This window comes from Pseudomonas syringae pv. cilantro (assembly GCF_001293775.1).
GTDB classification, from domain to species: domain Bacteria; phylum Pseudomonadota; class Gammaproteobacteria; order Pseudomonadales; family Pseudomonadaceae; genus Aquipseudomonas; species Aquipseudomonas syringae_P.
The window spans coordinates 8,957-22,700 of record NZ_LGLN01000033.1 but is presented as its reverse complement, the minus strand read 5'-3'; the positions used below and the strand labels follow the sequence as shown (position 1 = coordinate 22,700).

The following is a 13,744-nucleotide window of genomic DNA, read 5'->3' as shown; positions in this document are numbered from 1 at the left end:
ATGAAACCCGTAAATTTCGGGCGTGCTATCAAGGCTTTGGCGCATACGTCGGTGACGTGGATCGCAGCCACCCCCTGTTTGGGGCGGCTGTCACCGCAGCGTCTATTTCGGCGCACAAATCAGTTCAGACCGGCCTCGTGAACTAGTGGATGGGGCTGCTCGAAGCAGATCCTGCTCTAGCCCCCGAAGCCGCCCTCGCACAATTTTATCTCCAGTTGGAGATGAGCAGGTTGGCCAAGGATGAGGCGTTGAGGACGCTGCAGGCCAGGTATGAAGAACTGGATCGGCCCGTCAGTATTGCACTCACCCTCATCCACGAGCTTGACCCTACCGACCCGCAGAGCGCGCAGGCGTGTGTTCGACTCTCCGAAAGGATCACTGAGCACTATGTCTTCTCGCCTGCGGTGGCTGCGCGGCTTGGGTTGGCCTTGGTGACCTTGAGAGATTGGCAAGGCATCGTAGAGCTGTGTCAAAGCAATCGAGTTCGCGTTGAGCCTGGCGATCGAATGGGAGCCTTCGAGGCATTGGCACTTGATCACCTAGGCGAAACGGAAAAGGCCCGCGACCGGTTGTTGAAAATTGTAGCCACAGGATCTGACGATCCACTGGCACTGAACACCTATGCGACGATTGCCACGCGTTGCGGCTACGTCGATGACGCCGTGGAGGCAGCGGAAAGAGCGCTCGAAACTGCGAGATCCAAAGGGGAACAATTGGAGTTCATTAAGTTACTGTTCTTTCTCATTCAGTTTTCCGACCCAACGAGCGAACGGCTACTGGAGCTGGCCCTGCGAGCGGGCGAACTGGTGGATCAGAGTGTAGAGAGCCAGGAAGGCACCTACTTGATGATGCACCTGAGCGGCACTCTGGGTGGACGCAGTGACATCGACCTTGCCAGGGATAGAGAGCAGTTCCGCACACGCGCTGATGCATTCTTCAGGAATTTCCCGAATTCCCGGATGCTCTGGAGAGGCGAAATCCGAGAGGGCGCCTCTGGCACGGAGTTGGTGGAAAGCCTGAAAGCACTGACTGGAATGACGCCCGACAGAGAGGCCTTCCAGAAGCGGCAGAGCGCTCCCTACAGCAGGGATTGAATACCGTTCCTTTCTCGTGGCGCCCACGACTGGTGCTGTCTTACGTTTGCGATATCGTGCACCTGTGGGAAATTGCCAAGGCGTCCAGCCGGGATGATCGCCAGTATCACTTGGCAATGGTCAACGATACAGGTTGGCAGCCGACCGGTGCCGATGACCTGCGCAAGCGAGTGCCTTTGCTGGATTGGACAGCACTGTTAGTCCTTAACGACTTGGGGCTGATCGACGCCGTCATCACTTTCTTCGGTCAAATTGCGGTGGCCAAGGCCACGATGGAGGAGCTTGCCGAGTTCACGAACCCCGTGTTTGGAAGCCCAAAGCGAAGCAAATGCTTGGAGCTACAGAACGCTTTGAAACCCCATCTCGCCTCGATCCTTCAGCCCTCCCCTCCAGAGGTGGCAAGCGAGGCATCGCCCGCCAGAGTCATTGGGCGCAGCAACAGTGAAATCGTGGAGATACTTGGCAAAGAGCCGGAACGGTACCGGCTCTATTCTGATGACGAATCGCTGCGGATATTTTGTGCTGCAGGTTCCGAGGTCGACGGTTTCTGCACGCTTGATGTCCTGACCGCAATGACAGAGGTTGGGCAGCTCTCCCCTATTGAAAAAGCCGGCAAAATTGCGCAGCTGTGCGAATGGCGGGTCGGGGTAATCGTACAGCTATCCGAAATTGTCCGGCTGCTCCCCCCGGCTGCCTATACTGCACGAACCGTACGTCAAGCCGTAGAAATCCTCGACGCTGAACCTAGGCTCATTTCAGTGATCTCGGCGCTCTGGGATTATCGAGTGCCCTTTGAAAAATCGCTGGGGCATGCAGCATCGGCGTTGCATGCACTAGTGGAGCAGGCTCAGCTTCCTGAGACTGGACTAGCTGCGCTGATGCGACACTGGCATGTCAAAGCAGCTATGAAAAATGATGCCCCTGATCAGGCCCTTGAGACCATAGTCCTTTTGATCATCACCGCCGCACTCATGGGTCATTTGCCGAAGGCTTGTGCCAAACGACTCTGGGCGGTTTACAGGCTGTTGGTCGAGTCTCACCATGGAGACCAAATGGACGAGCGTCTTGAGAAGGTTTCCATCCGGTTGCTAGGTTCGAAATGTGCTCAGTTGGAATCTGTAGCGGCTGGCGAAGGGTTGCGAATCTTCACCGAGCTCAATGAGAGCCTAACGGAGGGCACGATTGACCAGTCAGAGTTCGCCAACGCTTACACCACAGCACGAATAGCGGCGCAAAGCCCCAAATTCGGGCGATGAGTGCGGGCCGCAGGCGCTGGACGCAGCGCTATGTGGCCTAAGTATGGTCGACGCTGGACGCGTCGCAGTTAGGGTTGGAGCAGATACCCTCACGCGCTTCTCGAAGCGCTCTCTTGACCGCCGGAGCGAAATCATCCGCATGACGGGCCGACGAGCCCCCCCGTTCAACATCCGCTAGTTGGCGCTAATCAACCTTGTGATAGAAACGGCCACCGATGCTTTTCGGCCTGCTCAGTTTCTGGCCAGGAGTGGTTATCATCGTAACCACAACACGACAGGGCAACGAGCTCATGACCTACGCACTTATAGACAATGCCACCCTCACAGCTGTCCAGCTGTGCCACTGGAGCTGTCACGGTACAAAACACCGACACGATCAATGGAGACCTGTGCGCTGTAGAGAATTTCCTCCAGGGCATTCTTTTCTACGATGACCTGTTGTGCATCGACAACTACAAGCCTCAGCACCGGGAAGCGCGGAAAAAGCAGTTCCCGTACCTGCGCTTCGTTGACCCAACCCAGTTCGAACTGCAGACGGTCGACGAGGTTGCACAACGGGAAGCCGCGCTGATCCGCCCCGAGATTCGCGGAGGTAAGTTCGTCGATGAGGACTTCGCAGGTCTCCTGGAGCAGCTGAAAATGAACATGGTCTGCACCTGGGATAAATCTTCCAGCGTGTACTACCTGACCATGAGAATGCTCGGGCACCAAGCCACTGATGCCTACGGCAAGTACAGCGCCTTGAGCGCTGCAATCTTTGCCGAATTGGCAGATGTGGGCGACACACGTGGACGCTGGTCGCAAGAAGTGAAACTCGTAGGCTCCGATGGCCACGTCTTCACCGAGCAAGACTTCGCCAGGAAGAAGCCCGAAGATTTCGGCGGCGCCACAAAGCAGCTGGAGATGTTCATCGCTTCCCTGAACTGGCTGGCCTACAAGTCCATCTACTATTCCATGGCAGCTAAGCACCTTAAGGCCGACTCGTTTATTCATCCGATACGCCATGCCTATCAGTTGCACTGGCTGAAAAAAAGCGGCTTCTTCGGTCACGACTTCACGGCTCGCCTCCTGGCCAACCTCTCCAGCAAAACACAGACGAGCATCGCTGAAATCAAATCTCACGGGGGTGCGCAGACTGTCGCTCTCGACCTGCCGCTTTTCTCAGCCTGGATGACCCAGGTCTCCGGCAGCGTGCCGAACGCGATCATGGCTGCCAAGCAGATTCGCAACGAAGACCATTTCGTCACCATCCGACAGACTCTGAAGGAAATACGGGTCGCGTTCGATGAAAAGGGTATCGGTGACGGCAACAGGTTGGTGACCAAATTGATAGGCGATGTTGACAAGATTTGCGGCGACCTGAAACGCAAATACGGCGTGCCCTCTGCCCAAGGCATCCAAGGAAGCTTCCTGATCAAAGCGGTTAACACCATGACTGGATGGGCCGGCATTCCGGGCTTACCGGATCGCGAGTTTGCTCTGTCCACCCCTGAGTTCATGAAGTCGCAGTCGACCAAGGCGTTCACGACCGTCGTGAAGGACATCACGGCAGAGCTGACGTCTATGGAGCGCCTCGGTGGTGTTCGAGACCTCATGGCCAAATCGTTCGTTATCGACAAAGAAAAATTCGGCAGTCCGAAGGTTCAAAACCCCCGGTACCGTCACGCGACCTCTGAGTGGCAAAAACCAATGTAAATGCCGCTCCGTAGCCCGCCCCAGGGCATTGCTGTACACAGGGCGGGCCGTTCTGATGATTCGAGGCTGCCCACGTTGATCTGCATTCAGACCTCAGCATGACGACTCTACGCGCAGTCTAGAGACAGCAGTTTTTGTACTTAACACCGCTTCCGCAGGGACAGAGTTCGTTGCGCCCGTATTTCCTCGGGATCAACGCGCGCTCCATGGCTTTCATTCCTTGAGCTACTGATGAAGGAGGCTTCATTCCTTGGGTTAGGGCATCCATCGCTAGTGAGCGCTCCCAAGGAAACTCAAGCGTTACGCCGAATTGGAGTTCCCCCTCCAAACCAACCGACACGCCAAACCAACTTGCAGTTCGCTGAACGTACTTTCGCTTGGCGCACTGCACTTCTAGGACTTTAATGGCGTCTTCGCTAGGCTCAGGATTGCAATGCACACAGATCCCGCTCCCTGCGCCCGTCATACCAGCAGTGAAGTCATGCCGCTTCCCATCAAGCTTCGTCTGCTTGATAAGACTATCTATGGCTTTATGAATGGCGCTGCACGTGTCTTCCCCCATCGACAAAAGAGTGAATCCCAGCTCCATTGTTGACGGGACTGGACGGCGCTCGATCTGCTCGATCAGACGCTCGTAGTAGGATCCATTCATTTTTGTCAACAGTCCCTCCGGAACCCGCTTTCCTGCAAGTCCTTCACGCCTCACGGTCATGGCGACATCAAGGTCAGCTGCGATCGAATCATCCAACATCAACATGCTGAATTCGTCTTGAAGCCACAGATTGGAATGAAGGTGATATGCAAGCGCGACGAGTTCATGACTGATCATTAACTTCTCGATCGCATCGATGCGCATGCGGACGTAGCTGAGGAAACGCAACGGCGTGTCCAGCATCTCAGCGAGGACATCGAGAAAGAATATGTCCATAACAAAGGGAGGGCGGATGATCGCATCAGCCGAATACTTCAGATACTGACTAGCCTGGAAGGCGAGCGCAGGGTAGTGATCCGACACCACGCAGAGCGGATAGATTTCTCTGATGTTTTCCGGTAAATCGACCGTCTGGCCCCGATCATTTTCAAGCCGGCACTTACCTGAAAGAATCGCCGTCGCACATTCGGCCCCCTGGTCGTAGGCTTTCTGAATCGCAGCTGCAAAGTCGGCCTTGATTTGTCCATCGCTGCCCTTGCGGGCGGCCAACGTCAGCTTTTTAGACTTGGCTTGGACGATGATCACCCGGTCGCCGAAAACAACCAGTACATCAGCCTCAGCAACGATCCTTTTCCCCTCGTACAAATTGACGTTGGTGTGGACATTTGCCGCACCGAACACCGCAACTAAACGACGGTAAGAGAATCGCTCAGTGAACGCGCCACGGTTGTCGGACGCCTGCTGCTTGTAAGCCTTGTCTTGGTTCATCCAGAAAAAAGGCGACTCGTACAGCGCCTCATAAATTGCGTAGTGAGAAAACAGCAGTACTGAGCCCCTTCCAGTCGGAAGCAGCGGAGTCGCATTCACCTGGTTGAAGTCACCCACCTCTTTGAAGCCGGCATTGTTGCCGCTAAACGAAAAAACGTCGAAGAATGCCTCAACCACTGCGAGATCCTGACTGGCACGCTGAGCAACCTCTGCCGCAGTAAATTCATAAAAACTCACCACCGACTCTAGTGGTATTTCTCCTGCCTTCAAGTCGAAACTCGACCGAGTGTCCTTCGTCGCTCTGGAGTCCATCAAATCACACATAGCTCTCGCGATCCGACACGCTTGCCCGCTGGAAAAACCTTTCACTCGGATAAGCCAGTCGTCATCGACAGCATGCTTCTCCACAAAGAAATCTCGGTACTGGAAGCTGTAAGCGGACTCGGCGCCATAGAAAATTGGCTCCTTCATCATTTCACCCTGCCAGAAATCGTCCATGCCTTCTGCGTTGCCGACGTGGCTGATCATTTCCCCCATGGCCGCTCCACTCATTGACTGATGAAGCTCCTCCATCAGGCCATCAGTAAGCGTTACATAACTCAAGAGCGTTGCGTTGTCAGGCTCGGTCAAATCAAGGTGCTGCCTCATCATCAGCCCCAACAGCATGGTAGTTTCGTTCCGATTAAGACGAGTAGGATCGTACATATGGCTGAGATCGGAAGCTTCATGCTCCCCCTGAAAGGACACCATATTGTCTCGGTAGCAGATCCCGGCAATCGCATGAACGTAACCAGACTGGGCTGTCAGTTCGACAAGCTCTTCAATGACTTCAGCTTCACTTCGATTTGCAGCACGCATCTTGGTACTCCGCCGGGGGTTGCGAGGAAACTCCTGGTAGTTCTGAGCTCCGAAGCGCCTATTCCCTGAAGGCTAGCTATTCAGCCGATTGGCGGGCACTCCCAGCTTAGGTCTGCCTGAGGGTAGCTAGATTTTGAAGGCCTATTCAGGAGCTCACACACCTGATTTTTGACCGTGAGCGCCCCTCAGAACATTTGACCAAAATTTTAGGTAAACACAATTATTCAGCCTACACGCTAAACCTTCGCCTATCGAATCATTCAACAGGCGGTCTGCCACGGCCAACCACGTCGTGACGAGTGCATACGCAGACCTGAAGAGTTCGACTCGCACGAGCCTGCGTCGCTCGGCCTCCACCAGCCTCTCCGCTACAAGGCGCTGGTGAAAACTCATCACGCCTGCAATTTCTTCGTTGAGCCTCGCCACAGATGTTTTGGGTAGGCCCCTCAACATCCCATCCAGGAAGGACAGGCGACCCCAGAGAATACCTCGGCGAGCACTGATGTGATCACCTCTTTCGAGATCGATCTCGACCCTCTCATCCTTCACGTCCAATTCGAAACGCACGTTTATCAAGCGCAACGACCGCGGCGGCGGCCCGTGAGCAGACGGCCAAAAAACGATGGCCTCCATTCGTATTCCCTTGCCAAAACCACCTCCCCACGATCACAGCGCGTGGACGAAAATTGCCCATAACCCCTCAAGGTATGTATTCAGACCCTAAAAGAGAACAATCCCAACGGCCATGAAAGCGCTCCCCACTTGAAAAAGCCAAGTAGGCAAACGATCAGAGGGGAAGTGATCGACATTGACCAAGAGGTGCCGGACAGCCGATTGCTCATAGCTCGCTGGTGACAGCAAACCAGGCACTGTGCCATTATCGGGAAAAGTGATGGAGCACCTATGAAAATCAAAAGTTTTAGAATTAAGAACTTTCGCACAATCACCGGCGATCAAACAATCAACCTCCAAGATGGGATGACGATTGTAGGCCCGAACAATAGCGGAAAATCTAACACACTACTGGCCCTGTACTATTTTTTCACGGCCAGAACTGATCAAGTTGGATATTCTGCTGAAGCTGATCTCCCATTTGGCCACGACGGTGTTCAGACAAGTTTGACCTGCTTCTTTTCACTTGACTTATCAGACCCATTCGATAACGACATTCACAAAGCCTTGATAAAAATGAAAAAGCTTTTGGATGAAGAAAAACAAGATGATATCGCGACCAGCTTTTCATTAAACCTAGTCTTCAGACCAGTACCAGTATACCAAATCTTTCCAGGCGTCAAACAAAACTTAAAAAGACGTCTGGAGTACTCAGACCTACAACGCCATGTCATAGACAAAGTACTAAGTTATTTTAAATGTTACAGAATCCCATCTGAAAAATCCGTAGAAAAAATATATTCAGATTTCGTAATGCCGCTTGTTAAGAAAGAAATAGCCAAGGCTATTAGCCCATATCATGAAGTGATAAAAAACAGTATAAAATCCTTGAGCTCCAGCATCAATGACACTCTCCTTCAGTCAGGGGTAGAAAACGTTAACGTCACGTTAGACTATCCTGAGGATGCACTGGAAAACCTTATAGCCACGCTTGATTTAGAAGTAGACGACAGATCTAAGACCTCAATCTACTCTAAAGGAATGGGAGTCCAGTCAACTGTACTTTTTTCAGCGCTAGAATGGGTTACAAAGCAACAGTCAGATAATCATATCGTGTGGCTGATCGAAGAACCTGAAACCTATATGCACCCTGCCTTAGCAAACAAGGCATCTCGGGTATTGGGACGACTGGGCAAATCCTCAACCGTAGTCAAAACCACACATAGCCTGAGCTTTTTACCAAATGATCCACTAAATATTGCAGGCATAACATTCAGCCCTGAGGCAAACAGTACCACGATCACAACGTATAAAACTATCCACGATGCAACGTCTGATATCAGAGGCGCGCTGGGCGTTAAGTTTTCAGATTACTTCAGCCTTTCCGAAGTAAATATATTCGTAGAAGGCGAGACAGACGTTGAGTATCTAAAAGCCGCCATGGAAAGCTATAATCACAAGCATGAACGCAAGCTTTTCATGCAGAGTTGTGATTTGCGGGTAACCAGTTTTGGAGGTTGCAGTAATCTGGTTGGTTTCTTAAGAGCTAACTACGAATTCATACGAAAGGAAGTGGTTGCAGTATCCCTCTTTGACTGCGACGATGCGGGTCTTAAAGCTACTAAGGAGCTGAAGGGATATCTAGGAACTAGGGGTGGCTTTCTCCCCGATAGAGATTACACATATGTTCCTGGAGGTGCAATTGAAAGCGTATTTCCAGACGACTGGATTTATCAAGTCAAAGCAGAACACCCTAGCTGGCTGGAAATAGACTATGATGCGGCGAAGACAATCATCTCCGTTGAGGTAGAGGACAGTCACAAGAAACAATTTATGAACACTATGCTCGACTACATGCGCAACAACCCTTACTTTGACAGTCATCCTCCGAAGTTTGACAGCTTGCTTGAGGCATTAGACGAACGAATAGAGAAGGCTTACAAAAAGCTCTACTCACGAGCCACCCCGAAACAAGCACCCGCACTGGAACTTCTAGCATGAGCTAATTCAGTGCATTGAGACAGAACTACCAATTACGGAAATTCGCCGGAGATCTATTGGGACGGGTGTGTACGTCAGTCTCGCTTATCATGTAACCCGTCCTTACTCGACAAATTTTCCCTAGATCGTCACTCTAGCTTGCCATACACGACGGTTTACAGCTGGGCATTCGATAAAGCGAGTGCGAGCTTTTCAAGCAACAGCCGCTTGGCAGATGCCAACGTAGATTCCTGACCCGTCCTCATATGGAAACGCGCATCGCAGTTTTGGTTAAGCCACCGCATCACATTGTGGTGGCTTCAGACCGATTCTGCTAAGCGTCTGGCAGTTGGAGCGTACCTGTCTGGATGCTCAGCGATCGAATTTCATCTTGCCAAGTCGGAAGAGATCATTGTGCAATTTGACAATCTCTCCTGCAGTTGCGTGCAACCGATTGACTACTGAAAAAAAGTGCTCAGGCTTTGTCTCTTCCCATTCCGGAGGGACGGTTTGGAAGTCCGGATTATAGGCAGGGAACGTATTGACAGCGATCTGGCCCAGATAGTCGCCAACCAATCCATGTAGCTGAGAGCGCATCTTTTCCATTTCGGCATCGATGAACTCGTGCTCGACGTCATCCCACTCATGGTAAAAACGGCTTAACTGGTCGAGGTTAGAGAGGCGCCATAAGAACCCAGCCATGTTATGTTCATCAATAAAGCTGATGCTTCCTTTGGAGGGGAGCTCGGTTTTGAATCGCTCGAAAAGCGCAGCATCGGTCGAGCGTGGTGGGGATTCAGTGCCGGCTGCCTCAACGCTTGCTTGGGCTGTCTTACGAGACCCATGGGATTCGAAAATCAGTTGCAAAGCCGCCACAAACGTTTTCGTCAAGCCTTTCCTCACGGGAGCCTTCTCATCTGCGTCAGCCTCGATAGTGTACGTCAGCGCTCGTTTGGATCTCAGGTCGAAGGGAAGCTTGTCGGGCCCGCCGTACGCGATGTTCATCACCATAATGATGCGGTTCCAGCCTAAGGCCTTGATCGCGTAGCCTAGCTCAACCAGCACATTTGGATTCGGTGTTGACCTGGCTGTCGAGAGGTCGATGATCGAGACATCGCACACGAACACTGAGGCGGCATCAATCTTTTCGAAAATGGAGTGGCTAATGTCTGGTGACCCAGCCAGACCAAGGGTGTCCCGATCGATGACCGGTTCAACGTCGGTCGTCTGGTCTTTGTGTATGTCTGCGATCGCTATTTCCAGCGCCTGCAAAATGAAGTTTCTATTGGTGTTGCCGGGGCTGTCGGATTGCCAAGAGTAAAATACGCGGTCTTTCATCTCATCACCGAGGTTGAGTTCAGCGTTGCCCCTACCTTCAAGTACTATCTCGCCCAGAATCCAGATGGCTTGCTCCCTGGAGGCGGTGCGATCGTCGCACGTGTACCCCCAGGAGGCCAGCGGGTCGGGGAGTCGTCACTCGATTGACGTAAGCAGAACTCTGCGTTCAAAGCTTAGCATATGATGCAGAGTAGCCTCGCCGAACGCAGTGCGAGATCCATCAATCGCTGCCGGTGAAGGCGAAGTTACAGAGCCGCGCCCCCTCTGGCTATCGCCCGTCCACCTTAATCTGCTGTCACGGAACTACTGAGTAGCGCCGCACGCACCTTCGCTATCTCGTCGATGATCACCTGGCTCAAAGTGTGGGCCGTACCGTCAAATTCCAGAATGATCTGCCGGGCTGCGGCACTATCGAGTTCGCTATTGGGCACTATGCGCTGCAGCTCTGCCGCCGCGATACGAGATAGGCCAAGCTCAAGGAAAGCACGCGCTGTGACGGTATTGACTCCCAATTCCAACGCAAGCGCGAAATCAAAAATCTCCGGCACCCTGTGGCTCAGTCCATTTTCAGTCATAATGTGGGCCAAAATATCAATATAGGCTTTGCCCATCTGCACCAACTGGAAGCGAATTACGTCCTCGATAGTATCGAATGTATCTTTGATCACCTTGCTTGGATTGAGTGGTTTGATGCTTTTGGCCCTGTAACCTTTGACGGTACGAACATTCATACTTTCAATGTCACGCTTTTTCTGAATCCCTACCTCTTTGGCCTCAATCTCAAACTTTAATATTACTGGATAAGGCTTTCCCTCCATCCATCGAATCGCGATTCTTGAGACGTAACCGCCTAAATTCCCTTCAAAACCTTTAATGTATTTGAAAATTACGTTGAAAATATCTCGATAATACTTGAATGATTTACTGCCCAGATCAGCGGGGTGACGTGGAATCATCTGCTCGATGCTACCATCGGCCAAAGATCCCTTCAAAAAAATCATAAGTCCGTTCAAAGCAAACAGATCTAAAGTCCAATTGGCATTGAGAACATTGAGCGGTAACTCCAAACGTTCTGAAGCGGCTTTAGATGCGTTGCAAAGCAAACGAGAGTCCAGAATATCTAACTCTGGCGCCACTCGTTCGAGAAAACTCTGCACGCTACCCTGTCTTGCTTTGGATATTAGCATCCCAGCAGATGCAACAGCGTTTTTACGACCCTCGTCACGAGGCTTCGCGGAGAAAACATCCTCTCTTAAAAATTTTAGGACGTCATGCGCGTTATTAGTAATTACCTCGCCTAGGGCGGATTTTATGGTGAATTTTGTAAACCTATCCATGGGATGGTCACTCCACGAATCGTAATCCACCAAAAATACATTCCCGACTATGTCTTTACCCATACGCCCCGCCCGTCCAGCGAAATTCCACAGAAGGGCTGGTTCGAGAAGCTGTTTATCACCTCTGCCACGGGCAGGTGTATCGATGAAAACATTGCGTGCAGGCAGGTTGATACCCTGAAACAAAGTGGTAGTGCAAACCAAGAATTTTATCGAACCTAGTCGGAAAGCGTTTTCAATTGCCTCACGAAGCAATGCGGGCATCTGTCCGTAATGGAAAGCTACACCCTTCTCAACCATCCGAATGAGATGGTATTTAGGGTGAATGTGCGCCTTGATAAATGCAACCAGATCATCATTCTTCCCAAGGGAGTCAGGGTCAGTTACGCCCATCGCAATCGAGCTAGCTAACGACGCGGCTTCGGTAGGAGTTTTGGCATATACCAAAGACCCTCCGTTGTGACCGAGTTGAAGCGCGACCGCAGCTAAACGACTCTCACGCGTAGACATTCCCACGTCACATGTAAGCGAGCCAATCGATGCTGTGCCGTTTGGGGAGAGTAGTTTGAAATTCAGCTCGCTCGTGCTTGCACCCTTAGTCACAACGATTCTGTTTTGGAGGACGGGGGAGACTGTCGTGGCTATTTCTCGGATCTCGGGTAACCCAAGGCTTTCGAGCGCTTCCTTGAAGCCTTCCGCACCTGGCGCGAGCATCACGACATGTGCGCGCCTGTAGCGCTCAACACACTGCTCTATGCAGTCTTGGAGGATCATCCCTCGGGCCCCATCAGAAAGATTCTGGGCTTCATCCACTACCACAAGATCAATCCTCGCAGAAGTGGTAGAGAGAAGAACCTGGAACCGCTCTTGGGTCAGCACAAAAATCTGTTTGGACATCTGCTCGAAAGTCGGGATATCCGTCACACGGATTTCAGGGTCACTCGCCAAACGGGCCTTGATCTTCATATGGACTTCAGATAGCAGTGCGCGAGTCGGAGCAATGTAGACGAACGTGAAGCCGCTGGTCGAAACAGCACGGCGGCATAGATGCTCAATTACCAAAAACGATTTGCCAGCGGAGGTAGGGGCAGATATCGCCAGCGAAGAGCCCCCCTCCAAAGAGTCCCATACCCCTTTTTGGTAGTCTGTGAGGGCTATATTTTCTCCATGCACATTGATTGTATTGAGATGCTCAACCACATGGCGTTGAATCATACCTGCTAGGCTGGTTAGCTTTGACTTGAAGTTAAGCTCAGCATATTTGAGGCCCGGGAAATTTCCGAGTTCGGTCAAGACTGATGAGCATCGCTCCAAAACGCTGGATTCTTTGCTAACCAGCATCGCATTGAAAGCGATAGCCTGGGCTAACGCTACATGGCCTTCTACAGGTGACTGTGCGAATACTGAGGCACAGTAAAGCAGCTTACCCAAAGCCTCGATATCAGGGTCAGCTTGAGATCTTGCGATATTACTTGGCAGCGTATTGGCTGCTCCAGCGGACTGTAGAGCGCCTAGCGCCTTTTTAAAATCGACGTTCCTGATCATGCGGGCAGACAGTGCTGATGCAAAACTACTCATCGCTCACATCCTCCCCAGGCGATGGGACAGTTAACGCCGTATCGGACTGCGCCGGCAAGATCCCCAAGGAGTCATAGAACAATTCTCTTAGCTCATCGACATCGGGTACAGCTACCAGATAGAGCATGCATTTGTTCGCATCGACGCCATGCTTTTCCAGCTGATTACTTACATTCTTGTGGTGCCGTTTGTGGTCGTTAGCGTACAGATTTCCAAAGTGCACCTCGTGCTTATCCAAGGCACCATCATCTACCGGCAATTTGTTCGCGAAGTGCTGGGACTCCGAGTAACAGATGACACCGACTGACCGCTCACGCTTGGGTGCGTTAGGGGAATTGAAGACATCCAGGTACTCCATCAGACGATCCTTATCTGCTTGAGGCAATGCGTCCAGATTCCCCAAATCGCGCGCCAGCCCATACTCTTGCAGGTATTGCTTTTTGTTGCTTCCAAAACCCGCAATCGACTCCGCGTAATCAGCAGTGCCGCTCGCGGCAGTACCAGCCAATTTTGACTCAAGAAAAAAGATGTGAAGGAGGCCATCCTTCACTGAAGCGGCGTTTTTCAAGGTAGTTG

8 protein-coding genes are annotated in these 13,744 nt (G+C 51.9%); 4 read left to right on the top strand and 4 right to left on the bottom strand.

The features are described 5' to 3' along the window. Nucleotides 1–149 precede the first annotated feature (149 nt). The 3 genes from ABJ99_RS29025 to ABJ99_RS07090 all read left to right on the top strand — a co-directional run bounded on the left by ABJ99_RS29025 (nucleotide 150) and on the right by ABJ99_RS07090 (nucleotide 4,045). Complete coding sequence (locus tag ABJ99_RS29025) at nucleotides 150–1,094, top strand: tetratricopeptide repeat protein (protein WP_230080991.1); 945 nt, start codon at nucleotides 150–152, stop codon at nucleotides 1,092–1,094. Nucleotides 1,095–1,126: 32 nt separating this feature from the next. Beyond that, nucleotides 1,127–2,350 (top strand): hypothetical protein, encoded by a 1,224-nt coding sequence (locus tag ABJ99_RS29020; protein ID WP_230080990.1) that lies wholly within the window; start codon nucleotides 1,127–1,129, stop codon nucleotides 2,348–2,350. Between the two features lie 312 nt (nucleotides 2,351–2,662). After that, nucleotides 2,663–4,045, top strand: a complete 1,383-nt coding sequence (locus ABJ99_RS07090; protein ID WP_230080989.1) for a hypothetical protein — start codon at nucleotides 2,663–2,665, stop codon at nucleotides 4,043–4,045. Nucleotides 4,046–4,163: 118 nt separating this feature from the next. Here the strand turns inward: ABJ99_RS07090 and ABJ99_RS07085 are convergent, their stop codons facing one another. Then, nucleotides 4,164–6,323, bottom strand: a complete 2,160-nt coding sequence (locus tag ABJ99_RS07085; protein WP_054085220.1) for a YecA family protein — start codon at nucleotides 6,321–6,323, stop codon at nucleotides 4,164–4,166. A gap of 903 nt (nucleotides 6,324–7,226) precedes the next feature. On the opposite strand from ABJ99_RS07085, the gene ABJ99_RS07075 reads away from it, so the two are divergent. Then, nucleotides 7,227–8,936 (top strand): ATP-dependent nuclease, encoded by a 1,710-nt coding sequence (locus ABJ99_RS07075; protein WP_054085218.1) that lies wholly within the window; start codon nucleotides 7,227–7,229, stop codon nucleotides 8,934–8,936. 351 nt (nucleotides 8,937–9,287) lie between these two features. Here the strand turns inward: ABJ99_RS07075 and ABJ99_RS26725 are convergent, their stop codons facing one another. From ABJ99_RS26725 to ABJ99_RS07060, 3 genes are all read right to left on the bottom strand, one after another. Next, a complete protein-coding gene (locus tag ABJ99_RS26725; RefSeq protein ID WP_080378059.1) occupies nucleotides 9,288–10,253 on the bottom strand; it encodes a hypothetical protein in 966 nt (321 codons plus the stop codon). A gap of 284 nt (nucleotides 10,254–10,537) precedes the next feature. Continuing rightward, nucleotides 10,538–13,168: a DEAD/DEAH box helicase gene (locus ABJ99_RS07065; protein WP_054085217.1), complete on the bottom strand. Its 2,631-nt coding sequence runs from the start codon at nucleotides 13,166–13,168 to the stop codon at nucleotides 10,538–10,540. Next, nucleotides 13,161–13,744: Hachiman antiphage defense system protein HamA (locus ABJ99_RS07060; protein WP_122234984.1), on the bottom strand; the 584-nt coding region annotated here is incomplete at its 5' end. The genes ABJ99_RS07060 and ABJ99_RS07065, both read right to left, overlap by 8 nt.

Coding starts and splice junctions, on each gene's coding strand:
- ABJ99_RS26725 (WP_080378059.1), bottom strand. CDS start 10,253: ATGAAAGACCGCGTATTTTACTCTTGGCAATCCGACAGCCCCGGCAAC.
- ABJ99_RS07085 (WP_054085220.1), bottom strand. CDS start 6,323: ATGCGTGCTGCAAATCGAAGTGAAGCTGAAGTCATTGAAGAGCTTGTC.
- ABJ99_RS07065 (WP_054085217.1), bottom strand. CDS start 13,168: ATGAGTAGTTTTGCATCAGCACTGTCTGCCCGCATGATCAGGAACGTC.
- ABJ99_RS07090 (WP_230080989.1), top strand. CDS start 2,663: ATGCCACCCTCACAGCTGTCCAGCTGTGCCACTGGAGCTGTCACGGTA.
- ABJ99_RS29025 (WP_230080991.1), top strand. CDS start 150: ATGGGGCTGCTCGAAGCAGATCCTGCTCTAGCCCCCGAAGCCGCCCTC.
- ABJ99_RS07075 (WP_054085218.1), top strand. CDS start 7,227: ATGAAAATCAAAAGTTTTAGAATTAAGAACTTTCGCACAATCACCGGC.